This is a genomic window from Microvirga sp. 17 mud 1-3 (assembly GCF_003151255.1).
In the GTDB taxonomy this organism is placed as follows: domain Bacteria; phylum Pseudomonadota; class Alphaproteobacteria; order Rhizobiales; family Beijerinckiaceae; genus Microvirga.
Window position 1 is genome coordinate 1,792,666 of the sequence record NZ_CP029481.1, and the last position, 21,212, is coordinate 1,813,877.

Genomic DNA, 21,212 nt, shown 5'->3' on the forward strand with positions numbered 1-21,212 from the left:
CAGCCTCCTTGGAGGAGCAGGCCGGTTTCCGGCCTGGGGGAGCGGTTCAGTCCAGATCGTTGGCGGCCAAGAGCGTGACGGCCACACCAAAAGTATTATAGCAGCTCTATGTTGCCCCTGCTGCCTCCGCGATCAATCCCCGGATGACATCCATGGCGGGTTTCTTTCAGGCGACGCCGAATTCCTCCGCATAGCGGTTGGCGACGCGGGTCTGCCAGAGGCACAGGGCGGGCGTCACGATGAGTTCGAGAAACAGCCCGCCGAGCATGAAAAGCGAGGGCAGTCCTGTGAGCATCAGGCCCACGAGCCGCCCGAGCCCGCCGATGACGATGAGAAGGGTAAGCAGCCGAAAGCGGCCGGTCTTCGCCTCAATGCCCGGAACCGTGCTCCAGAAGCAGACACCGATTCCGAATAGAAGAGCGGACAGGAAGCGGAAATGGCTCTCCGCCGAGACGCTGACGGAATCGCCCGTCAGAGCGTGGCCGAACAGGATGCCGTAGAGCCCAATGGCGACGGGAAGGATCGCGAGGATCGCCACCGTCTGCTGCAGAAGCCGCCGTTCCTTCTCCATGGTCCATCCCTTCAGCCTGACCCGGAATTGTGGGTCTTTCGTCCTGTGAATCAATCCGGGGCACGCCCTTGTCCACCGGACGGAGCCGCTATGCCTTCCACAACCCTCAAATTTTGGCGCCGCCCGGATGTCCTTCATGGAAAAAGGCTCTAGTGTCCGCGCCGGCGAAGCCACAACCCCTTTGACGCAGGTTTTCCATGTCCGCACGTTTCGAGCTTCACGGCATCTTCGTTTCCGGTCCGACCTACAAGGTCGGCCTCATGCTCTCCCTGGCCGGCGAGCCCTTCGACTATACGCACCTGAACCTCATGGAAGGCGAGCACAAGCAGCCTCCCTATCTGGCGAAGCAGCGCTACGGGCAGGTGCCGCTTCTCGTGGACCGTGCGAACGGCCGCCACCTGTGCCAGTCGGCCGCGATCCTGGAATATCTTGCCGACACCCTGGGCAAGTTCGGCGGCGCGAGCCTCGATGAGCGCCTTCAGGCCCGCGAATGGCTCTATTGGGATTTCGACCGCCTGGCCGCACCGCTTTACCGGGCCCGCGTCATCAAGATCGGCATCCGCCCCGCGCCGCCCGAGGTGCTGGAGGATTGTCAGAACGCTGCCAAGACTGCCCTGAAGGTGCTCGATTCCCATCTGGCCGGGCGTGACTGGCTGGTCGGGGAGGGGGCCACCATCGCGGATATCGACATCTACGGCGTCGTCGCATTCTCGAGCGCTGCCGGGATCGACCTGGCGGACTTTCCACAGATCGTCGCCTGGACGAAGCGCGTCGAGGCGCTGCCTGGCTTCCAGCCGGCGGAGGCCCTCCTGCCTAAGACCTCCCGCGAGGCGGCATGACGACCCTGACCATCCGCGAGGCCGAGGCCCGTGACCTCGAGGCGATCATCCGCCTGCACGAGGAGGACGAGCTCGGGAGCCACGGCGACGCCTGGACGCCGGAGAACCGCCCCGCCTACGAGGCGGCTTTCGCGGCGATCGCCCAAAGTCCCGAGAACAGCCTCTTCGTGGCTCTGGACGGGAAGGAAGTGGTCGGCACCTTCCAGCTCACTTTCATTCCCAACCTGACGGGCCGCGGAGCTCTTCGCGTGAAGGTGGAGAGCGTCAAGGTGAAGGGCGCACGTCGCTCTGGCGGCATCGGCGGACTCATGATGGCCTTCGTCGAGGAGGAGGCGCTCCGCCGGGGCGCACGGCTATTGGAGCTGTCCTCCAACAAGACGCGCACGAAAGCGCACCGCTTCTACGAGCGCCTTGGTTTCTCGCGCAGCCACGAGGGTTTCAAGAAGAAGCTCTGACGGAACGGGGCCGGTGTTTGCGCCGGCCCCTTGCGTCCGTTGGGCGTGGATCGAGCCCGTCTTACGAAGCCGATGAGCCGCCGGCTTTCTTCGGGCCGGCCTCGGCGCTGCGGACCAGTTGGATCACCGGCAGGAGGCCGACGAGCACGATCACCAGGGCCGCGAGGGACCCGTCCTCGAAGGCGCCTCGGGAGGCGTGGCCGTAGACGAGGGTCGCCAGGGTCTCGGTGTTGAGGGGGCGCAGGAGCAGGGTCGCGGACAATTCCTTGATGCAGTCCACGAAAACCAGGAGCGCGGCGCTTGCCAGGGCCGGGCGCAGGAGCGGGATCTGGATCCGCGTGACAAGCTCCCGCGGCCGTGCGCCCAGGATACGCCCAGCATCCTCCAGCCCCGGAGAGACGCGCTCAAGGCCGGCCGTGAGGGAGCCGGTGGCGATCGGCAGGAAGCGGATCAGGTAGGCGATCACGATGCCTGCGGCGGAACCCATGAGGATCAGGCCGACCCGCTCGCCCGTCAGGGCGCGCCACAGGGAGCCGATGCCCGTGTCGATGGCGACGAGGGGCGTAAGGAGGCCAAGCGCCAGGACCGTGCCCGGCACCGCATAGCCGATCCCCGCGACTGCGAGCGCCGTCTTGGTCAGGCGCAGGCGCGCGAGTCGCGAGGCGGTGACCAGGACGATGCCGAACGCGAGGGTCGCGACGGTCGCAGCGGCCGAAAGGCCGATCGTCGTCAGGAGATGGTTCAGGAAGGCATTGTCCACTTGAGCCGAGAGGCCACGCCGAAGGACCTCCCGGACGAGGAACGCGACCGGGAGGGCGAAGCCCATCAGCACCGGAACGGCGCAGAACAGGGTCGCCAGCCAGCGCTGGTGGCCAGTGAGGTTCACGGGCTGGGTGACGCGCGGGCGCCGCGTGGACAGGGAGTAGCGGCGGTCCCGCCGCCCACGGCGTTCGAGGGCGATCAGCACGATAACGAAGGCCAGCATCACGCAGGCGATCTGCGCCGCGCCCGCGAGGCTGCCGCGATTCAGCCAGGTGGTGAAGATCGACACGGTCAGGGTCCGTACGCCCAGATATTCGCTGGCCCCGATATCGTTGAGAGCTTCGAGGAGCGCCAGCGAGAGGCCGACCGCGAGCGCCGGGCGGGCAAGTGGAATCGCGATGGCGCGGAAAAGCTTGAAGCGGCTCGCGCCGAGGGTCCGCGCTACCTCGATCATGCTGGCGCTCTGGGTGAGGAACATCACCCGCGCGGCGAGATAGACGTAAGGATAGAGGACGGCTGACATCACGAAGATGCAGCCATAGACGGACCGGATCTCGGGAAACCAGTAATCGCCCCGGGAGGTCCAGCCCATCAGGCTGCGCAGGCCCATCTGCACAGGTCCCGCCGAGTCGAAGATCTCAACGTAAATATAGGCCGTGATGTAGGTCGGAACCGCGAGCGGCAGGGGCAGCAGAGCCGCAAGGGCACGCCTGCCCGGGAAGCGATGGGCAGTGACGAGCCAGGCTGCGCCGATGCCGACCACGCCCGTAAGGAGCGCGACACCGGCGAGGAGCATGCCGGTGTCCATAAGGGCGGCCGGCAGCACGTCCACGGTCACCTGCGCCCACAAGGTCGCCTCGCCCTGCGCGGCGATCCGCACGAGCGAGACGAGCGGCGCCAGGACGAGGGCCGCCACGGCAACCACGACGGCCACGGACCAGAGCGGCGCGCCGTTAAGGGCGCGCCGCAGGCTCGTGGTGGACAAACGATGGGTGAGAGCGAGGGTGCTCATGGTCCGAAAAGGCAAGTGCCCTCCCAATCGGGAGAGCTCTTGCGTCAGCGGTCGAACCCGACTTTGTCGACGAGCGCGCTGGCTTTGGCGCGGTTCTTGGCCACCTCGGCGAGGCTCATCTCCTCAGGGTGCAGGGTGCCGAAGGACTTCACGAGCGGGTTGATCTCGATGCCGGCCCGGACGGGATACTCGTAGTTCACGTCGGCGAAGACATGCTGGGCCGCCGGGGTCACCATGTATTCCATGAGCTTGAGAGCATTCTCCCGGTGGGGCGCATTCTTCATCATGGCAATGCCCGAGATGTTCACGTGCGTCTTGCCTCCCTTGAAGGTCGGCAGGATGACCCGGATGGCCTCGGCCCATTTCTTCTGGTCCGGATTGGTGCCGTTGGTCATGAGGCCCACATAATAGGTGTTGCCGAGGCCGATGTCGCAGACGCCCGCGAGGATATCCTTGGCGACGTCGCGATCACCGCCGGAGGGCTTCTTGGCAAGGTTCGCCTTCACGCCCTTCAGCCATTCCTCGGTCGCGGCCTCGCCGTGCTTGACGATCATCGCAGCCGTCAGGGCGATATTGTACTGGTGCTGGAAGGAGCGGGTGCAGATCTTGCCCTTCCACTTGGGGTCGGCGAGATCCTCATAGGTGATCGCCGTGTCCTTGACCCGGTCCTTCGACGCATAGATGGAGCGTGCCCGCATCGAGAGGGCGAACCAGCGTCCCTCGGGATCGCGCAGCTGCGCCGGGATGGCGCTGTTCAGCGCCTCGGACTTGACCGGCTGAGTGATGCCGAGATCGACCGCCTCCTGGATCCGGCCGATATCAACCGTGATCAGCACGTCCGCCGGGCTGTTCTCGCCCTCGGCCCTGATCCGCTCCGCGAGACCCTGCTCGGAGAAGATGGCGTTCACCTTGATGCCGGTCGCCTTCGTGAACTCGTCGAGGGTGGCCGAATAGAGGCCCGGCTCGCGGTTCGTATAGACGTTCACGACTTCCTCGGCAGAGGCAGCCAGGCCCGATCCTGCAAGGGCGCCAAGAGCCACCGCTCCGGCAAGCAGGCCACGCGCAAAAGTCGCATTCATCATCATGAAATCCTCGGCAGCACGTCGTTTAGGGGCCGCAGGCCCCGTTCTGGCCCGCAAGAACCACGACGCTGCCGAAGCGTCAATGAAAATATGTGTGATTTCAATGGTTTATAGGATTTCTAAACTGGCATCAGTTTAGAGAACTTCTAGGCTGAGAGGGCGGGCTCGGCTGTGGGCGGCTTGTCAGGCGCGTGGCGCAAACGCGCGATCTCGTTCTCCATGCGCTCCATATTGGTGAAGAGGCGCTCGGTGGTGAGCCTGAGGAAATAGAAGCCGAATTCCGGGTTCTGGAAATAGAGCTGCCGCACCTCGTCGTAGGTGATGCTGAGGACCTCGCCGCTCTCGAGACATTCGAGGGTCTGGGTCCGCTTGTTGTCCGGGGACAGGAAGCCCATCTCGCCGACCACGCGCCCCTGGGGCAGGTCGATCCCCAATTCGCGCAGGCGGAAGCGGCCCGAGAGGGTGTAGTACATGCAATCCGCCGCATCGCCCTTTGCGAACAGAATCTCGCCGGCCTTCACGGAGCTCTGACGCATGAAGGGCTTGAGCCATTCCATGGACAGGTCGCTCTTCGACGCGACCTTCACCTTCCTGATCAGGCGCAGCATCTGGTAGAGGCGAAAGCCGTTGAGCGGGAGCAGGATCAGGTTGACGGTCATGCTCGGGTAGAGGCCCATGAAGCTCGCATAGGTCAGCGAGACTACGTTCGCGGCAATCCCGATACAGCGCAGCGGGATGATCGTGCGCATCGCGCTGCCCGTGATGGACAAAGCTGCGGCTGTCCATCCGAGGGCTTCTACCCAAGTCATTGCAATTCCCCTCACGGCTCTCGTTCCGCTGGGGCATATAACATTTCGAAGAGAATGTCAGGCGATATGCGATGTCGCACATTCCGCTAGGGAATGTGCGACCGTGCAGGAGGGGCGAGGCGATGATCCAGGGCTATCGGACCGATTCGCGATTCTATCGGAGACGGCAGGTCCGGAGCGTCAGAACCGGAAGCCTGCTCCGACGCCGCGGCCGGTCATGACAGGTTCGACTGCGGGAGATGAGGGCCGCGGGGCCTCGAGGCGGTCCGGCACGTCGATGGACCGACGCTGCACCTGTGCATTCGTTTGACGGGTCGCTGCGGTGCCCTTTGTGGCTCCGCCCGCGACCGACGGCGGCGGTGGAACGGGGGTACGCGGCAGGACACCCTGGGGGGCACCCGTGTTGCAGGCCGCAAGGGTGCCGCAAGCGATAAGGAGAACGGGGAGGGACGCCAGAATACGCATGGTGCTGTTCCGCTATTGACGCACAGTTACCTAAGCCATTGCGCAAAAATGTCGAGCGTGTCGCGGGATCGTCATTCGACACGGTTTAGGGCCGCATTGCGAGAGCCGGCGGCACGAAAAAAAGCCCGGTGGTTTCCCACCGGGCTCATGGTGTCGCGTGAGCGACGCCGACTTAGTACGACGAGAACTTGTAGTTCAGGCCGGCGCGGATGACGCCGAACTCGGCGCTGTTCTTGTCGCCGTAGTAGCCGTAGTAGTTGTTCTTCGTGTCGAGGTTCACGTACAGACCTTCGACCTTCGCGGTCAGGTTGTTCGTGAAGGCGTACTCGACGCCGCCGCCGAGGGTCCAGCCGGTGCTCGTGCCGTTGTCCGAGCCATAGTAGTAGGCCAAGCCCGGGTAGTAAGCAGCGCTCGAGCCGTTGGCCACGTCGCCGTAAGCGAAACCGCCGGTGACATAGATGAGGGCGCGGTCGAAGGCCACACCGGCGCGGGCGCGGACGGTGCCGAACCAGTTGCCGTTGTTGCTGTCGCGGTAGTAGCCGCCCAGGTAGTAGTTCTGGTTGCCGCCGCCGATGTCTGCGTACTGGATGTCGGTCTCGAGACCGATCACGAACGCACCCATCTGGTAGTTGTAGCCGACCTGGGCGCCGCCGACGAAGCCGCCGTCGCTGCCGCCGCCGCCGTAGTAGCCGAGCAGCGGATCATAGTAGCGGCCGTTGTCGTTGGTGTTCCAGCCATAGCCGGCGTTCACGCCGACGTAGAACCCGGTCCAAGTGAAGACCGGCACAGCCGCAATCACCGGAACCGGAGCGGCGCGCGACGGAAGGTCGGCAGCCTGAGCGGCCGAAGCAGCGATAGCCAGGGCCGCCGTACCGGCGAGGAGGCTGAGGAGAGACGAGCGCATGAGAGTTCCTCTTGCTTGAGTTGAGAGCCGCACATTACTGAGAGTTATCCAGTTTGGGTATTGCTGTTTAGCAACACCACTAACAAAAACTAAAATGTTACAATTATACGCAATATAGTTACGCTCTACTATATTAACCTTCTGAAATAGTATCAAGTTGACGGATCTTGATGCTTGTGCACCAATACCTCAGCGATTTTCCAGCGACACTGGGAACTTGCCTTGAGGAGAGAACTTAGCCCTGCTGCATCTGCGGCAGGGCTTTTTCGTTCTAGGGCGTCCGCATTCCAAGTGGTCGACAGAACGGCTCGACGCTGTGACGAAATCAGGTACGACATGGGACGCACGGGAGCGATGGCACAGGAGACGGCAATGCATTTCGATCAGGGCTGCAGGACGCAGCATGGAGCCGACAGGGCATTGTCTGCAGGTCGCCTTCTGCTTCCGGCTGGCCTTGCGCTGTTTCTGGTTCTCCCCCTCGGCCCGGCCGAAGCCGGGTGTCAGGATTCGCCCGGTCCCGGCGTCAACTGGACCGGCTGTTCCAAGGCGCGGCTCATTCTCTCGGGCGACGACATGACCGGCGCGGTCTTCAACGGCGCTTCACTGGGAGCGAGCGATCTCGCCAATGCGGGCCTTGCCGGCGCAAGCTTCGTGGGCGCGGAGGTGACCAGGACTCGCTTCGACGGAGCCAATCTCGAGCGGGCGAATTTCGAGAAGGTCATGGGTTGGCGCACCAGTTTCGTGGGCGCGAATCTGCAGGGCGCCAATTTGGTCTTCGCCGATATGAGCCGCTCGAGTTTCGCCAAGGCCCGCCTTGCGGGCGCCAATCTCTCCAAGTCGGAACTCAACCGGTCGGATTTCACAGGCGCCGATCTCACGGGGGCGGATCTGTCGAAGGCCGAATTGGCACGGGTCTCGTTTCAGAACACGAAGCTCTCCGGCGCGAATGTCAGCTTCTCGAATTTGGCGCGGGCCGATCTCAGCACGGCAGACCTGAAGGGCGTCAATCTCACCAGATCCTATTTGTTTCTGACGCAACTCGGCGCGGCCGACCTGTCCGGGGCCGTCGGGCTGACGCAGATGCAACTCGACATGGCTTGCGGTACGGTCCAGACGAAGCTGCCCGCGGATCTCGCCCGCCCGGCCTCCTGGCCCTGCGGCGACACGGAGCAGTGAGGCGCGGCCCAGGCTACCCGCTCTTTCTCCCGCGCATCCATCTGGAGAGGTGGCGGATCATCACCCGCCAGGCTTTTAAGATGCGGAGCGCGTCGCAGCCTTTTTCGGACGACGGGCCGAAGATGAATTCAGGTCTACGGCGGCGCGGATGAGCGCCATCAGGGCGTTTTCGTCGATTTGGTCGCCTTCGCGGAAATCGATGGCGCGCCTCGTATTGCCTTCGAGGCTGGAATTGAAGAGACCAGACGGGTCGTCCAGCGAAGCGCCCTTGGCGAAGGTCATCTTCACGACACTCTTATAAGTCTCGCCCGTGCAGATGATGCCGGCATGCGACCAGACCGGAACACCGCGCCATTTCAATTCTTCGACCACCTCAGGATCGGCCCGCCTGATCAGGGACCGGATCCGGGAGAGCATCTCGCCTCGCCAGTCGCCGAGCGCCTCGATCTTCGCGTCTATCAGCCGAGACGGCGACTCCAGCTCCTGAGTCCCATTCGTGCCCATGGTGTTTCTGTCCTTCGCTAGAATTGTCGCTTGGGGTGAACCGAGCAGGATTGCTGCTTTTGAAGAGTTTGTCCCTGCTAGGGAATCCAGCCGGGCAGTGCCGACGCCTGCCTGATCCAACTGGCCAAGAGCTCCTCGTCGGGCTGGTCGTTCTCATGGATGTGAAAGTAGCGAGTGTGTTTATCCTTGGACATGACGGGTGGCATTGGGACCAGCGACGCGCCACGGAAGAAGGCCACCTTGATGTACTTCGTGAAGCAATGGACGCCCAGAAACCAGCCCTGGCCATCGACACCATAGAGGGGCGAGTTCCATTTGACAGCCTTGCACACGCCCGGAACGGTCCGCACGATGAGGGCGTCGAGATGACGCCCGGCGTCGCTTTTCCAGCCCGGCATGGCCGCGATGTAGGCCTGCACGGGGGCGTCGCCGTCACCCTTTGCAATCTGGGGATTTCCGCCTGTGAGGAGGACGGTCGGCTTCGTGGCCGTGTGAGATTTCTCGCCCGCCATTTCACACCTGTCCGCCAGCCCGTCGCGTGCCGCGCCGCTTCACGGCATATGGCAGTGCGAACATGTAGAGACCGCTGAACAGGAGCAGGAAAAGCGGGGGCAACGGCGAGTAGACTACCAGGGCAGGCGGCTCCCCCAGTCCCATGGCAACGAAGTTGGCAATCACCGCGAGCGTAAAGGCGATCGACAGCCAGCGGTGGCCCTGCCGAATCCATGCATTCCAGTTCATAGTGATGTTCTCCGGCGATTGCACTCAATCGACACGCGCGAGGACCTGCTCCAGGTTTGCGAGGAAGCCCCGCCAACCGGCCTTGGCGCCTCCGTAGGCCTGCTTCTGATGCGGACCGAAGCCCACCTGCTCGACGCGGAGCAGCGTTCCGGTGCCCGTTGGCGTGAGTGTAAAGGTCACCACGCTCTGCAGGTTGAAGGCCGCATCCTCGTGCGCAAAATTCCAGGTGTAGGACAGAGTGGTATACGGCTCGATGGTGAGAACCTCGCAATCCAGCACGCCGCCCCAGTCGCCCCGAAGGTTGAAACGGTGGCCCGGGATGGGCTGGAAGTCATTCTTCATGAGCCACTCCGCGATCAGGTGCGGCTGGGTGAGCGCGCGCCAGATCTTTTCCGGCGGATGAGGGATCTCCCGCTCGACGATGACGGTCCGCGCGTCGGTAATCGTCTCGTTCATTGGTCCATCCTTTTCAGCAGGTCTTCGAGATCGTCGAACCGATTCTCCCAGAACCCTGTCATCTGGCGCGTCCAGTCGAGCAACGGCGCCAGGGCTCCGGGCTGCGCGCTATAGTGGGTCTGACGGCCCTCGTGGCGGCCGCAGACCAACCCGGCCTCCTTCAGGATACCGAGGTGCTTGGAAACGGCCGGCTGCGAGATCCCGGCCTGCATCGTCAGAGTGCCGACAGTCTGCTCTCCCTCGCGGCACAACCGCTCGAAGATCGCCCGCCGTGTCGGATCGGCGAGTGTCCTGAAGAGGATGTCCGGGAGATTTGTCATGAAGACTCATAACTCGCTGGCTATTGATCGGATCAATAACTTCTGAGTTATGGGTGAGTCAATCGGGAATGTGCAGGGCCCCATGAGCTTTGTCGGGAAGAGCAGAGCGGACCGCACAGAACGTACAAGAGTTTCCGGCATTCCCGAGGACGCTCATTAGGCTCGAGCATCTAGCCAATCGCCACTCAGGGGTCGAACAGGATGGTGAGCAGCAGGGACGAATCTTCAATTCCCGTCACGGAATGCCGGGTGCCGCCATCGAGATAGACCCACTGGCCGGCCGAGAGTTCCAGTGTCGAATCGGAAAGGCCGAGCAGGACGCGCCCTTCCAGGCAATGAAGTGTGATCTTACCCGCGACCTGGTGGGGCGCGATCTCCCTTCCGGCCAGGACCACGAGGCGAACGGCCTCGAAGGCCTCGGACTTCACGATCGCGGTCGTGCGAGCGTTCCGCAGACCATCCCCAAGCGGTTGCAAGTCCACGACTTCTCCTGATTTAGCATGATGGATTGCCATCCGATCTCTCCCATGTATCCTGTGTTTGCGCTCCGAGAGCCGATGGGCTCCACTCGGTGTCGATTGGCCTATGCTTGGGGCATGCCAATGATCGTATTCGAAGACGGCGCCGTCCAGATCAACGGGACCATAGTCGGCGAGGGGCTCGGGATCGACCCTCCTCTGGTTCAACCTCTTATGCGCGAGGGTAAGATCACGAGCCGGTACGAGCGTGGGGTCGATGAAGACGCGGGTCGGCATCGGCTGACGCTCTTTCGCGAGAGCTGGCGCCTATCCCTGATCGTCGATGACGCCGGGAAGGTCGTGCAACTCTCCGTGGTCGACCCCGGCAATCGTCCTGTGCCGCCAGGCCTGCGACGACCGCCTCCGCGAGAACCTGAGTCGGAAGGCGCAGGATGATCATCGAGTCCTCAGAACAGCTCCCGCGCGCCACGCTGCTCAAGCGATTTCCGGTTCCGAGAAATTTCGGCTTGGCGCCACAGTCCCGTATCAGACCCGGGAAAAAGTGGCCGGCCCCGGCGGAAGCCAAGCGGGTGAAGGCGTTCGAGATCTACCGGTACGATCCCGACTCGGGCGAGCCTCCCCGCCTCGATACGTTCGAGGTCGATCTCGACGATTGCGGGCCGATGGTTCTCGACGCCCTCATCTGGATCAAGAACAACATCGACTCGACGCTGACTTTCCGCCGCTCGTGCCGGGAAGGAATTTGCGGTTCGTGCGCCATGAATATGGACGGCACGAACTGGCTCGCCTGCACGCGGTTCGTCTCCGACCTGGCTGAGCCGGCGCGGGTCTATCCACTCCCTGGTAGAAGCATCATCAAGGACCTCGTTCCCGACCTTGAGCATCTCTTTGCGCAATACGAGATGATCGAGCCCTGGCTCCACTCCAAGACGCCGGAGCCTAACCAAGAGCGGCTCCAGTCGCCTGAGGAGCGTCGCGAGCTCGATGGCTACTACGAGTGCATTCTCTGCTTCTGCTGCACCTCTGCATGTCCGAGCCATTGGTGGAATCCAGGCCGTTTCCTCGGTCCGGCGGCGCTTCTTCAGGCTTGGCGATGGCTGACAGACAGCCGCGACGAGGCGACCGAAGAGCGGCTCGACAAACTGGAAGACCCATTTCGACTCTATCGCTGCCACACTATCCTGAATTGCACCCGAACCTGCCCGAAAGGGCTAAATCCCGGAAAGGCCATCGCCGAGATCAAGAGGATGATGGTCGAACGCCGGAGCTGATCGGAGGCTCGATACAGGTTTGGAATGTGAACGGAGGAGAGATGTCCACGGAATCCGATCGCCCGTTTCCCAAGCCTGCGCTGTCCAGCACGGTGCCGGGCCCACAGGAACTCAAAGGTACCATTGAGAGCGGGCGGACGGGCGGCAGGGAAGTGCATGCGGCTAACCGGCCGGTGCTCGCAGGAGAACGGATGCGGCCAGTCTCCCCCAACATCCAGATCTACCGCCCGCAACTCACATCGGTTCTGTCGATCGCCAACCGGATCACGGGGGTCGTCCTGGGCATTGGGGCGGTCGGCTTGGTGGCTTGGCTGATGGCCGGGGCTTCGGGTCCGCAGGCATACGCCGTTGCGCAGAGCGCCATCGTGTCCTGGACCGGGCAAATCGTGCTGTTCGGATTCACCTTCGCGTTCTTTCTGCATCTCTGTGGCGGCATCCGGCATCTGGTATGGGACACCGTCCACGGGTTCGAACTCCGACAAATCTACCTTTGGGGCTGGGTGGTCGTTGCGGCCAGTGTTGCGCTCACGCTTGCTGCCTGGGGCCTCAGCCTGGTCATGGGAGGCTAGAGCCGATGAACCGGAAGAGCATGCGCTCGCCACTCGCCCGCGCCATCGGGCTTGGCTCCACGAAATCCGGTATCGAGCACTGGTGGGCGCAGCGGATATCCGCCGTTGCTCTCGTTCCGCTGACGCTCTGGTTCGTGGCTTCGATCATTGCTCACACGGCCAGCGACTATGCCGGCTTCATGGCCTGGCTGAGGAAACCGTATGTGACGGTCCTCATGATCGCCCTGCTGATTGCCCTCTTCTACCATCTGGCGCTCGGCCTCCGGGTCATCATCGAGGATTACCGACACTCTTGGACGAAGTTCGCCGGAACCATCGCAGCCCAGCTTGGTTGCTCGGCGCTCATGATCGCCGGAATCATCGCGACTTTGCGTATTGCTTTCGGTACCTGAATGGCAAAGCTGCCCGACGATAAGGGGATGGATCGATGCTTGTCGAGAGACTGTTACCCGGGGCTCGCGAGCGGCTCGTCACGATCGGGAGCGATGCCCCCCTGATGGAGGCCGCAAAGCTTCTTCGAGCCGGGACCGACCTCATTGTCGTATGCAATCCGGCTGGACGCCTGACGGGAGTGATCACGAAGACGGATGTGGTCGGCCAGATCAGCCACTGCCAAGGCTCGAGTTGCGTCACCCCGGCTGCCATAGTGATGACCCGGGACGTCGTCATATGTCATCCAGGAGACTGGCTGAACGATATCTGGTCGACGATGAAGGAACGTGGGTTGAAGAACATTCCGGTCACCGACGCCGAGGCCCGACCGGTCGGCGTGCTCAACGCGCGAGACGCCTTGCAAGTCCTCCTCAAGGAGGTCGAAAACGAGGAATCCCTTTTGCGAGATTACGTCATGAGCGTCGGATACCAATAGTCGCTTGGCATTGTCGCCGCGCACTCGGCAGGATCATCCGGGCTCGCCGCTCGTTGGCTTCCCCGCCGCCCGGAATTTCCCGCGTGCCCAACGAGATGAGAACATTCTGAGCCGGTCACTTACCGAGGTTTTGGTGGTCTTTGCTACCGAATGCCGAGAATTTTCGGGCTGAGACCCGACGTCCAATCCCGTCCATGAGTGACAATCCGGGTGGTAGGCGGCTCCGTTGTCTGGTTTTCTCTGCCGTTAGTGTCGTGGGCGGACTGACCTCCGTCCGACCTATAGGCAGCTGTGATCCGGGGGATCATGAAATGACAGACGACGAGAAGGCCATCCGGCATGTGGTCGAGGCCTGGATGGCGGCAAGCCGGGCCGGTGATATCGAGGCCGTGCTCGCCTTGATGACGGATGACGTGGTTTTCATGGTCCCGGGCCAGGAGCCCTTCGGCAAGGAGGCGTTCGCGGAGGCCTCAAAAGGCATGCGCGGCGTTCAAATCGATGGCGCGAGTGAGATTCTGGAACTGATGGTCCTGGAGGATTGGGCGTTTCTCCGCAGCCGCATCGAGATAAGCGCTACGCCACCAGGCGGCGTTCCCATGCATCGATCTGGCCATACCCTCACGCTTCTTCGCAAAGAGGCCGATGGGCGGTGGCGGCTGGCACGCGATGCGAACCTTCTGACCCAAAAGTGAGGGCGCTGCTGCGCCCTCGGTACTGTACAGTCCACTTTCGGGAGCGATGCACTAAAGCTCGCTCAAGGCAGGGCGGCGATCCCTGCTGTCCCGGTCGCGACTTGCCGCGACCTTGGCGTCGATGATCCGCTCGATCGCCGCGGTGATCTCGCTTGCGAGGTCCGGATCCGCGAAGGCGGTCTTGAGAAGCCTGAAAAGGCCGCCTGCCGCAAATTCGGTCTCGCCCAGCGGAAAGGCGTGAGGCAGGTGAAGGTCCGAGGCCATGTCGCCGTCTCCATTTCCAAAGCGGCGCCCCGTCCGGAAGCCCGCGGAGGGCCACGATAGCCTGGGGGCGGTGCGACCGGATTCCCATAGATGGGTACTCCGGTGCGGGAATCGGGGGGATTGCGGAAGGCAGTTTCCGCTACCCTCGGGGTGCGCCGCCGATTCGGCCATACGCCGCTCTCAGCGAAATCCTCTGTCCGGTGGAAGTTCCATGTCGTCCATGCCCATGCCTCTCCAATTGTCCGCTCGCTCGGTCAGCCCGAGTCTCGCACCATCCCTCGAGACGGCCCGCCTGCGGCTGCGCCAGCATTGTATCGAGGACCTCGATGCCAGCCTTGCCCTGTGGAGCGATCCGTCAGTCACCCGTTTCATCGCGGGCGGCAAGGCTTTCACGCGCGAGGAGAGCTGGGGACGGTTGGTGCGGTACGTGGGTCATTGGTCCCTGATGGGTTACGGCTACTGGGCCGTGGAGGAGAAGGCGACCGGGGCCTTCGTCGGAGAGGTGGGCTTCGCGGATTTTCAGCGGATCATCGAGCCCTCCCTCGATGGGATGCCCGAAATGGGTTGGGTGCTGTCGCCTCAAGTCCACGGAAAAGGCTATGCGACCGAAGCAGTACGCGCGGCCCTGGCCTGGGGCGACGCCCATTTCGACGAAACGCCCACCGTCTGCCTCATCAACCCCGCGAACCGGCCCTCTCTCCGGGTTGCGGAAAAATGCGGTTTCCTCGCCCATGAACAAGCGACCTACCAGGATAAGCCGGTCCTTCTCTTTCGGCGCCCGCCAGGCGGGAGATGACATCAGGCATGTCCCTGGCCGGGAACGCGACCGGCGAAGGGGCGTTGCCCCCTCGATGCCGGAGCCTAAAAGTATGACTCTCTCAGACCAGGACGTCGCCATTCGCGACAACACCGACGGGCGCCGCTTCGAGTTGGAGATCGGCGGCCAGGTGGTCTTCGCCGATTACGACCGCCGCGGCGATACCTTGCTGATCCGCTACGTGGAGGCGCCACCACCCCTGCGCGGCACGGGCGCGGCCGATAAGCTGATGCGCGGGGTTGCCGAAATCGCCCGTGCGGAGGGGCGTACGCTCACGCCGCTCTGTGGCTATGCGGGCGCGTGGCTGCGCCGGCATAAGGAATTCCACGACCTCCTCGCCTAGCCCTTCCGGCTCAAGCGCGCCAACGCAGCCGCGGGGCGAACCAGTCGCGCGCCAGCCGCACGACCTCGTCCAGGGTCCCGGGTTCTTCGAACAGATGCCCGGCACCGGGCACGATCGTCAGCTCCCTTTCGCAGACAAGGGCCTCGAAGGCCCTCCGGTTCAGGTCGATGACGGGTCCGTCATTGCCGCCCACGATCAGCAGGGTGGGGGCCCGGACCCTGGTCAAGGCCTCGCCCGCAAGGTCCGGCCGCCCGCCTCGCGACACGATGGCCGCGACCGGATGGGGCGAGAGGGTCTCGGCCACCAGGGCTGCGGCCGCACCCGTGCTGGCCCCGAAAAAGCCGATCCGCCTGTCGCGCAGGGACGGCTCCGCCCGGACCCAGTCAGCCGCATAGGCAAGGCGCCGGGCCAGGAGGGCAATGTCGAACACGTTGCGCCGGTCCGCGGCTTCCTCATCGCTCAAAAGATCGAACAGGAGGGTGCCGAGCCCAGCCTCGCGGATCCCCTCTGCGACGAAGCGGTTGCGCGGGCTCAGGCGGCTGCTGCCGCTGCCATGGGCGAACAGGACCAGCCCGAACCCCTCCAGGGGAGCGGCCAGGTTGCCCTTGAGCCCCAGCGATCCGATCACGACCTCGGTTTCCGGCCGGTCCATGGCATTCTCCCAGCAGGGGCGGGGAGGGGGGATCGCCTCCGCGTCCGTCCCAGGCCTTAGTGTTAGGGCGCCGGATCCACCGTTCCATATCCCTCCGCCGGATGGTCGGCCCTTCACAAGAGCGGAGTTTTCATGCAGCGTGCATTTTCCTCCCAAGTCATGACGCTTGGCGATCCGGTCCGTCGCCGCGACAATGAATGTCGCGGTGAGCGCAGCATGGGAGCGAGCCATGGCTACCTTTCCCCCAAAGGCCCGGCGCGGTTACGCCGGCAATGACGGCATGGAGAGCTTCGAGGCGCTCCTCGCCCGGCAAGGGCCCGGGCGCGCCGACCATGCCGAGGATGGCCCCGATACGGCAGCCCGGGAGGCCGTGAAAGACATCGCGGCGCGCATCCAGGCTGCGGTGTTAGAGACGAGCCCGGTCGATGATTCCCCTCCTGAGGCCGAGGAGGCACCGCCCATCGGGGATCTCGCCGCCCCGAAGCTCTTCGACGAGGAATTCCGGGCGCGGATCATCGCGCTCGTGCGGAAAGGGCTCGTGCAGGATGCGGAAGGCGGCACTCCGGCCGCGCGGCAGCAGCTCGCCTGCTTCGACGGCGCTGTCGCGGAGGGCAGTATCGTGGTGCAACGTGCCGAGCAGGTGGAGGGTCTGGCCTATCGGGCGACCCGCTCCGTCTTCTACGAGGCCGACGGCCGCATCGTCGATGACGGTTCGAGCGAGAACTGGGATGACGAGTTTGTCCTCGCCCAGATGGCGGAGGGACGCTCCGTCATCATCGGCACCGCGGAGGCCATCGGCGATGCCCTCGCGAGCCACTATTATATCAGTTTTCCCAACCCCGATGTGCTGCTCACGTTCGACCAGCAGCTCTATCGGATGGCGCGGCAAGTGCCCGAAGAGCCTGGAGGCGTAGCCGAAGGTTGAAAGATGTAGCTTCACTGGGTTTGACCCAGAAGAGATGTTCCCTGTCTGTCTCGTTCGTCTCAGGCCGAAAGAGATTTGAAACCGGGCTTAACGAGATTGAGTGGCGATTGGGCGGTAGGCCGGGAGGGCAAATCTGCCGTATCTTAAAGACAAGGCTACTGAGACCTTAAGATAGACGTGGGGGACAACTTTGCGGTCTTCCTGTAAGGTGTTTGAGCATTCCCGACGATCAAGCAGTACGGAGGGCGTGCCATGCCCTTGTCCAAGTCATCTGCTCACACGCGGACCGCTCCCTTGCTCGTGGATCTTGCCCTCCAAGGAGGCGGTGCTCATGGGGCTTTCGCGTGGGGCGTCCTGGACCGCCTTCTCGAGGAGCCCTGGCTTGCTTTCGATGGAATCTCCGGCACATCGGCCGGAGCGATGAACGCAGCGGTTCTCATTGATGGACATGCCCAGGGGGGACCCGAAGGGGCTCGCGCGGCCCTCGAAAGCTTTTGGCGACGTGTGGCGCGCGCTGCCCTTGTCAGCCCGTTCCGTCGCGGGCCGCTCGATGTCCTGCTGGGCCGATGGACCCTGGACAGCTCACCCCTCTTCATCGCGCTTGATCTCGCAGCGCGATTGGTGTCGCCCTACGACATGAACCCTACCGGGGCCAACCCTTTACGCGACATCCTGGCGGAGAGTATCGACTTTTCCCGCCTGACCCGCGCGCCGATCAAGTTGTTCGTCACCGCGACGAACGTCCGGACCGGTCATGGCAGGATCTTCCGCAACGCGGACGTCACACCGGACGTGCTGCTGGCCTCGGCCTGCCTTCCATTCCTCTTCCAGGCGATTGAGATCGACGGTGAAGCGTACTGGGATGGTGGCTATGCGGGCAACCCGACGATGACGCCGCTGGTGCGCGAGTGCACCTCACGTGACACCATCCTCGTCCAGATCAACCCGGTCGAGAGAGCCGGCATCCCGCGCACGGCCCGCGAGATCGCCAATCGCGTCAACGAGGTCTCGTTCAATGCGACCCTGCTGAAAGAGCTGCGAATGATCGCCCTGCTGCGGCAGGTGGCGGACCCAGGTGATTGCGAGGGGGCGTTGTGGGCGCAAATGCGCGTCCATAGGATTGCCAGCTCGGCCATGAACGAGCTGGGTTACTCGTCCAAGCTCAATGCCGAGTGGGACTTTCTTTGCTACCTTCGGGATGAGGGGCGCCGCTCGGCAGACGACTTCCTGCGGTCTCATAGGAAGGATCTCGGGCACCGCTCGTCCCTCGACATTGACGCCGTCGTGGAGATGGACGGCTAAGGCCGAACGTTCGCGCGAGAGGGTGTCGGCAATGATACGCGAATGCGTTGGGAGAAATCGGGGAGGTCGTCGGCCGCCTGCGCCGCATCGTTGATGAGGGAGCGTTGTCGCAGCTCGTCGAAGGGAAGTGTCGTATCCACCCGGCCCGAGTGGTAGAGATAGCTGTCCACCAGACCATTGAGGAGATGGCGGATGTCGAACCTGCCCTCCCGGCCGGCTGCGTTGGCATAGCGAACGATGTTGATCGTGCAATTGTTGCTCAGCAGATGATAGAACTCCGGCTTGTCCGCGAGTTCATTGATCCGCTCGAGATAGACGAGCAAAAGCCGGCGAGCATGCTCGGGGACGGTATTGAGGCGATAAAGATGCACCCTCTCGTGGCGGTAATTGGTGCGAACACGGACAATATCGCGCTCGTCACCCACTACGTAAATCAACTCGAACTGCTTGAAGAGAGAAGCAAGGGGATCGAAGCCCTCTCCGACTTCCGGCCGTGTCTCGATTGAGATGGTGAGGGGCGGTGCATTGTCGAAGAGAAAGCTCAGGAACGTGTGGCCGACCCATCCCTCCATCCAGTAGGACACGTAGAAATCCAGGCCGATCAGGTGTGAAAGCTCGATCTCCCGGTCCTCATAACGAATGGTGAAGTCGTCGGCGCTGCGGTAGTCGAAGTTGCGGACACCTGTGATCCGCACCCGTTCGCCGTCGATCAATGCCCGCGGCATCACGGCGACCTCCGGCCGCCATGGGCGGTCATGGGAGGGCGGGATGGCGATGTACCACACCACTACACCCAGGAAGAGCACACCCAAGGCCGCGTTCATGCGCGGCTGACGCGACACCCATAAGACCCATACGGCGAAGCCGGCGAAAGCAAGGGATAGAACCAGCCGCAGGTCCGGCCAGGGCAGGTTGGAATAGAAGATCGCGAGACTTGCCCATGCAATCAGCACTGACCGAACCAGAGTTCGCAGTCCGATGCCAAGCCAGCGCAGCTGTCGTGGAAAAATCCTGCGGGGCGACCCCGTGGTATCGAATGTGCTCATTCCGCGATGCCGAACCATGGGTCGTGTCGCCTCCCACCCTCCGGATGGGAGTGCCGACAGGCATCGATCCGAGTTCAATGTCCTGGTTGCACCCCATGATCTTGGACACCACCAGGGCCATGCCTGCTGCGTTTCGCAGGATGCCGAGGGCGGTCAAATCTGTCAAACCTTCGCTGTATGCCATCGCCTTCATACGGCGAAGAAGCCTGAGACGCGGGCCAGGCGGATGGAGCTGATGCTGGCCCAGCTGGAACGCCGCGCTCGTTGCGACGGGTGCTTCGCTTGCGGCCCAAGGACGCCCGACTTGAGCGTGTGGATGATGTCAGCCACGCGTCGTCAGCCGGCCGAAATAGAACGCTGCACGCCGTAGCTCTCGATTTATGAGATTCGATCTGCTGTGCGCTCAATCCCGATCATCTGTGAATTGAACGAGATCCCATAGATTGCCGTACAGATCCTCGAACACGGCGACGGTGCCGTAGGGGGCCTGTTTGGGCTCGCGAAGGAACCTGATGCCAGCCTCAACCAGCGCGGCGTAATCCCGTTGAAAGTCATCGGTTCGAAGGAACAGGAAAACCCGCCCGCCAGCCTGGTTGCCGATGAACGTCTCCTGATGGGAAGTGGAGGCGCGGGCCAGAAGCAGCGAGGTCGTTCCATCGCCTTGGGGTCGAACGACGACCCACCGTTTGTTCTGCTCCGGCTGGTATGTATCTTCAACCAGCTCGAACCGCAGCTTGTTGACGTAGAAATCGATGGCTTCGTCGTAGTCGCGGACCACAAGAGCGATATGGGCAATACTCTGTTTCAACTGAATCCTCTCATGTCTGTCGCGCCGGTTCGAACAGGGAGCTCTGCGACTTTGCAGATCCCGGGATCACCAGCGGCCCGGCTCTTCGGCTGGACCGCTCCGTTTGAAATTTCCAAGTGGGTCGTGTTCGCCCGACCCTACTTCGTCCAGCTTTTCAGAGCCCCTTGCGAATTCCCGGATTCGCTCCCTAGGAACCTGAGAAGGGCGTCAGGCATGCCCTCCACTTCGGAGTGGGGCGGGTCGTCGGCACGAAGTTCGAGATAGAGCTCAATAGCGGCGACAAGACTGGCCTTTACGGCCTCGAGATCATGACGGGCGATTGTCGCTGCCAGTTGCCTGGTTTGATCAAGCCCAAAGGCCTCAACGCGTCTCACGCCCCGTTGTGGACGTCCCGCACGGCGATGGAGCATAGGCCCGAGAACCTGCTCGCGAAAGAAGGCTAGCATGCCGATGGCTTCGAACAGCTCACCCCGTAAGGCTCTGGCGGCTCCATAGTGAAGCCAAATCCAGGCCCGTGCCTCGAACCAGTCCGGATCCAGGTTCGGCCAACGGATATCCGCCCGATCCAATCTTTCCTCGATGGCGCCCTTGTCCCGGGACCAAAGGACGATTGGTCGCTCGATGCGCCGGTCCAGATCGGACATCGTGACGAACTTCAAGTCGATATGGAGGAGATCAGGCCCATAGAGGCAGATCAGAAGGCGCGGCTCTCCGACGTGTTCGCCCGTGAATGCGCTCAGCAATGGTCCGATGCGACGAGCGATGGCCGTTCTGGAAGCAAGAACATCAGTGTAGGAATCCTCCTCCACAACGACAACGAAGTCGAGATCGGAGAATTCATCCATGCCGCCGTGGATCAAGGAGCCGCCGGCGAGCAAGGTATGGATGCGCGAATCTTGGGAGAGAATATCGAGAGTCTTTTCGAGAAAGCTCCGATGAGAAAGGGGAAGGATGCTGGTCATATATTCCTCCAGGCCAGCACCTCAGGATATACGGAAAAACGATATCCCGACAACTTCTCCATCTCGGTCCGTCCAGAACCACGCAGTCTAGCGCCTTCAGTGAACCTCCCGAAAATGG

General features: G+C 62.8%; 30 protein-coding genes. 13 read left to right on the top strand and 17 right to left on the bottom strand.

Features of this window, described 5'->3' with window-relative positions; all coding sequences use genetic code 11:
• Positions 1-166 precede the first annotated feature (166 nt).
• Complete coding sequence (locus tag C4E04_RS08470) at positions 167-571, bottom strand: DUF4345 domain-containing protein (protein WP_109596671.1); 405 nt, start codon at positions 569-571, stop codon at positions 167-169.
• Between the two features lie 197 nt (positions 572-768).
• Between C4E04_RS08470 and C4E04_RS08475 the strand changes: the two genes are divergently transcribed.
• Together C4E04_RS08475 and C4E04_RS08480 are read left to right on the top strand one after the other, a co-directional pair.
• Positions 769-1,410, top strand: coding sequence for a glutathione S-transferase family protein (locus tag C4E04_RS08475; RefSeq protein WP_109596673.1), 642 nt, complete (start codon positions 769-771; stop codon positions 1,408-1,410).
• Positions 1,407-1,865 (top strand): GNAT family N-acetyltransferase, encoded by a 459-nt coding sequence (locus tag C4E04_RS08480; protein ID WP_109596675.1) that lies wholly within the window; start codon positions 1,407-1,409, stop codon positions 1,863-1,865. The genes C4E04_RS08475 and C4E04_RS08480 overlap by 4 nt, the downstream gene beginning before the upstream one ends.
• 61 nt (positions 1,866-1,926) lie before the next feature.
• Here the strand turns inward: C4E04_RS08480 and C4E04_RS08485 are convergent, their stop codons facing one another.
• The 5 genes from C4E04_RS08485 to C4E04_RS08505 all read right to left on the bottom strand — a co-directional run bounded on the left by C4E04_RS08485 (position 1,927) and on the right by C4E04_RS08505 (position 6,899).
• Positions 1,927-3,639, bottom strand: a complete 1,713-nt coding sequence (locus C4E04_RS08485; protein ID WP_109596677.1) for an iron ABC transporter permease — start codon at positions 3,637-3,639, stop codon at positions 1,927-1,929.
• A 44-nt stretch (positions 3,640-3,683) separates the two neighbouring features.
• The gene (locus tag C4E04_RS08490) at positions 3,684-4,721 is read right to left on the bottom strand and encodes a Fe(3+) ABC transporter substrate-binding protein (protein WP_371682059.1); all 1,038 of its coding nucleotides are present in this window, start codon (positions 4,719-4,721) and stop codon (positions 3,684-3,686) included.
• Positions 4,722-4,867: 146 nt separating this feature from the next.
• A complete protein-coding gene (locus C4E04_RS08495) occupies positions 4,868-5,530 on the bottom strand; it encodes a Crp/Fnr family transcriptional regulator (RefSeq protein WP_109596679.1) in 663 nt (220 codons plus the stop codon).
• 180 nt (positions 5,531-5,710) lie between these two features.
• The gene (locus C4E04_RS08500; protein WP_109596681.1) at positions 5,711-5,995 is read right to left on the bottom strand and encodes a hypothetical protein; all 285 of its coding nucleotides are present in this window, start codon (positions 5,993-5,995) and stop codon (positions 5,711-5,713) included.
• A gap of 172 nt (positions 5,996-6,167) precedes the next feature.
• A complete protein-coding gene (locus C4E04_RS08505; RefSeq protein WP_109596683.1) occupies positions 6,168-6,899 on the bottom strand; it encodes an outer membrane protein in 732 nt (243 codons plus the stop codon).
• Positions 6,900-7,271: 372 nt separating this feature from the next.
• On the opposite strand from C4E04_RS08505, the gene C4E04_RS08510 reads away from it, so the two are divergent.
• The gene (locus C4E04_RS08510; RefSeq protein WP_162559328.1) at positions 7,272-8,075 is read left to right on the top strand and encodes a pentapeptide repeat-containing protein; all 804 of its coding nucleotides are present in this window, start codon (positions 7,272-7,274) and stop codon (positions 8,073-8,075) included.
• Positions 8,076-8,150: 75 nt separating this feature from the next.
• Here the strand turns inward: C4E04_RS08510 and C4E04_RS08515 are convergent, their stop codons facing one another.
• From C4E04_RS08515 to C4E04_RS08540, 6 genes are all read right to left on the bottom strand, one after another.
• Positions 8,151-8,579, bottom strand: coding sequence for a DUF1801 domain-containing protein (locus C4E04_RS08515; protein WP_109596687.1), 429 nt, complete (start codon positions 8,577-8,579; stop codon positions 8,151-8,153).
• A 77-nt stretch (positions 8,580-8,656) separates the two neighbouring features.
• Positions 8,657-9,091, bottom strand: coding sequence for a DUF1801 domain-containing protein (locus C4E04_RS08520; RefSeq protein WP_109596689.1), 435 nt, complete (start codon positions 9,089-9,091; stop codon positions 8,657-8,659).
• 1 nt (position 9,092) lies between these two features.
• Complete coding sequence (locus tag C4E04_RS08525) at positions 9,093-9,320, bottom strand: hypothetical protein (RefSeq protein ID WP_109596691.1); 228 nt, start codon at positions 9,318-9,320, stop codon at positions 9,093-9,095.
• A 24-nt stretch (positions 9,321-9,344) separates the two neighbouring features.
• Positions 9,345-9,776: an SRPBCC domain-containing protein gene (locus C4E04_RS08530; protein WP_162559329.1), complete on the bottom strand. Its 432-nt coding sequence runs from the start codon at positions 9,774-9,776 to the stop codon at positions 9,345-9,347.
• Positions 9,773-10,096 (bottom strand): helix-turn-helix transcriptional regulator, encoded by a 324-nt coding sequence (locus tag C4E04_RS08535; protein ID WP_109596693.1) that lies wholly within the window; start codon positions 10,094-10,096, stop codon positions 9,773-9,775. Before C4E04_RS08535 ends, C4E04_RS08530 begins: the two co-directional genes overlap by 4 nt.
• A gap of 185 nt (positions 10,097-10,281) precedes the next feature.
• Positions 10,282-10,578, bottom strand: a complete 297-nt coding sequence (locus tag C4E04_RS08540) for a cupin domain-containing protein (protein ID WP_245416271.1) — start codon at positions 10,576-10,578, stop codon at positions 10,282-10,284.
• A 120-nt stretch (positions 10,579-10,698) separates the two neighbouring features.
• Here C4E04_RS08540 and C4E04_RS08545 point away from each other — a divergent pair, with 120 nt between their 5' ends.
• From C4E04_RS08545 to C4E04_RS08570, 6 genes are all read left to right on the top strand, one after another.
• Entirely contained in the window at positions 10,699-11,010 is a 312-nt protein-coding gene (locus C4E04_RS08545; RefSeq protein ID WP_245416272.1) for a DUF6522 family protein, read from the top strand.
• A complete protein-coding gene (locus C4E04_RS08550) occupies positions 11,007-11,846 on the top strand; it encodes a succinate dehydrogenase iron-sulfur subunit (RefSeq protein ID WP_109596697.1) in 840 nt (279 codons plus the stop codon). Before C4E04_RS08545 ends, C4E04_RS08550 begins: the two co-directional genes overlap by 4 nt.
• Positions 11,847-12,037: 191 nt before the next feature.
• On the top strand, positions 12,038-12,415 hold the full coding sequence (gene sdhC, locus C4E04_RS08555) for a succinate dehydrogenase, cytochrome b556 subunit (protein WP_109600949.1): 378 nt from the start codon (positions 12,038-12,040) through the stop codon (positions 12,413-12,415).
• Positions 12,416-12,420: 5 nt separating this feature from the next.
• Positions 12,421-12,807, top strand: coding sequence for a succinate dehydrogenase, hydrophobic membrane anchor protein (gene sdhD / locus C4E04_RS08560; protein WP_109596700.1), 387 nt, complete (start codon positions 12,421-12,423; stop codon positions 12,805-12,807).
• 35 nt (positions 12,808-12,842) lie between these two features.
• On the top strand, positions 12,843-13,283 hold the full coding sequence (locus C4E04_RS08565; protein ID WP_109596702.1) for a cyclic nucleotide-binding/CBS domain-containing protein: 441 nt from the start codon (positions 12,843-12,845) through the stop codon (positions 13,281-13,283).
• A gap of 311 nt (positions 13,284-13,594) precedes the next feature.
• Positions 13,595-13,975 (top strand): SgcJ/EcaC family oxidoreductase, encoded by a 381-nt coding sequence (locus tag C4E04_RS08570; RefSeq protein WP_109596704.1) that lies wholly within the window; start codon positions 13,595-13,597, stop codon positions 13,973-13,975.
• 51 nt (positions 13,976-14,026) lie between these two features.
• Here C4E04_RS08570 and C4E04_RS08575 read toward each other — a convergent pair whose 3' ends face one another.
• Entirely contained in the window at positions 14,027-14,239 is a 213-nt protein-coding gene (locus tag C4E04_RS08575; RefSeq protein WP_109596706.1) for a hypothetical protein, read from the bottom strand.
• 211 nt (positions 14,240-14,450) lie between these two features.
• On the opposite strand from C4E04_RS08575, the gene C4E04_RS08580 reads away from it, so the two are divergent.
• Positions 14,451-15,035, top strand: coding sequence for a GNAT family N-acetyltransferase (locus C4E04_RS08580; protein WP_245416273.1), 585 nt, complete (start codon positions 14,451-14,453; stop codon positions 15,033-15,035).
• A gap of 73 nt (positions 15,036-15,108) precedes the next feature.
• On the top strand, positions 15,109-15,399 hold the full coding sequence (locus C4E04_RS08585) for a GNAT family N-acetyltransferase (protein WP_109596708.1): 291 nt from the start codon (positions 15,109-15,111) through the stop codon (positions 15,397-15,399).
• Positions 15,400-15,409: 10 nt separating this feature from the next.
• Here C4E04_RS08585 and C4E04_RS08590 read toward each other — a convergent pair whose 3' ends face one another.
• Positions 15,410-16,051, bottom strand: coding sequence for a dienelactone hydrolase family protein (locus C4E04_RS08590; RefSeq protein ID WP_210204612.1), 642 nt, complete (start codon positions 16,049-16,051; stop codon positions 15,410-15,412).
• Positions 16,052-16,280: 229 nt separating this feature from the next.
• Between C4E04_RS08590 and C4E04_RS08595 the strand changes: the two genes are divergently transcribed.
• Together C4E04_RS08595 and C4E04_RS08600 are read left to right on the top strand one after the other, a co-directional pair.
• Positions 16,281-16,976 (top strand): hypothetical protein, encoded by a 696-nt coding sequence (locus C4E04_RS08595; protein WP_109596712.1) that lies wholly within the window; start codon positions 16,281-16,283, stop codon positions 16,974-16,976.
• Positions 16,977-17,228: 252 nt separating this feature from the next.
• Positions 17,229-18,278: a patatin-like phospholipase family protein gene (locus C4E04_RS08600; protein ID WP_109596714.1), complete on the top strand. Its 1,050-nt coding sequence runs from the start codon at positions 17,229-17,231 to the stop codon at positions 18,276-18,278.
• Here the strand turns inward: C4E04_RS08600 and C4E04_RS08605 are convergent.
• The 3 genes from C4E04_RS08605 to C4E04_RS08620 all read right to left on the bottom strand — a co-directional run bounded on the left by C4E04_RS08605 (position 18,275) and on the right by C4E04_RS08620 (position 21,094).
• Positions 18,275-19,231: a DUF4105 domain-containing protein gene (locus C4E04_RS08605; protein ID WP_245416274.1), complete on the bottom strand. Its 957-nt coding sequence runs from the start codon at positions 19,229-19,231 to the stop codon at positions 18,275-18,277. The genes C4E04_RS08600 and C4E04_RS08605 overlap by 4 nt on opposite strands.
• Before the next feature lie 496 nt (positions 19,232-19,727).
• On the bottom strand, positions 19,728-20,132 hold the full coding sequence (locus tag C4E04_RS08615) for a VOC family protein (RefSeq protein ID WP_109596720.1): 405 nt from the start codon (positions 20,130-20,132) through the stop codon (positions 19,728-19,730).
• Positions 20,133-20,269: 137 nt separating this feature from the next.
• A complete protein-coding gene (locus tag C4E04_RS08620; protein ID WP_109596722.1) occupies positions 20,270-21,094 on the bottom strand; it encodes a hypothetical protein in 825 nt (274 codons plus the stop codon).
• Positions 21,095-21,212: the final 118 nt, after the last annotated feature.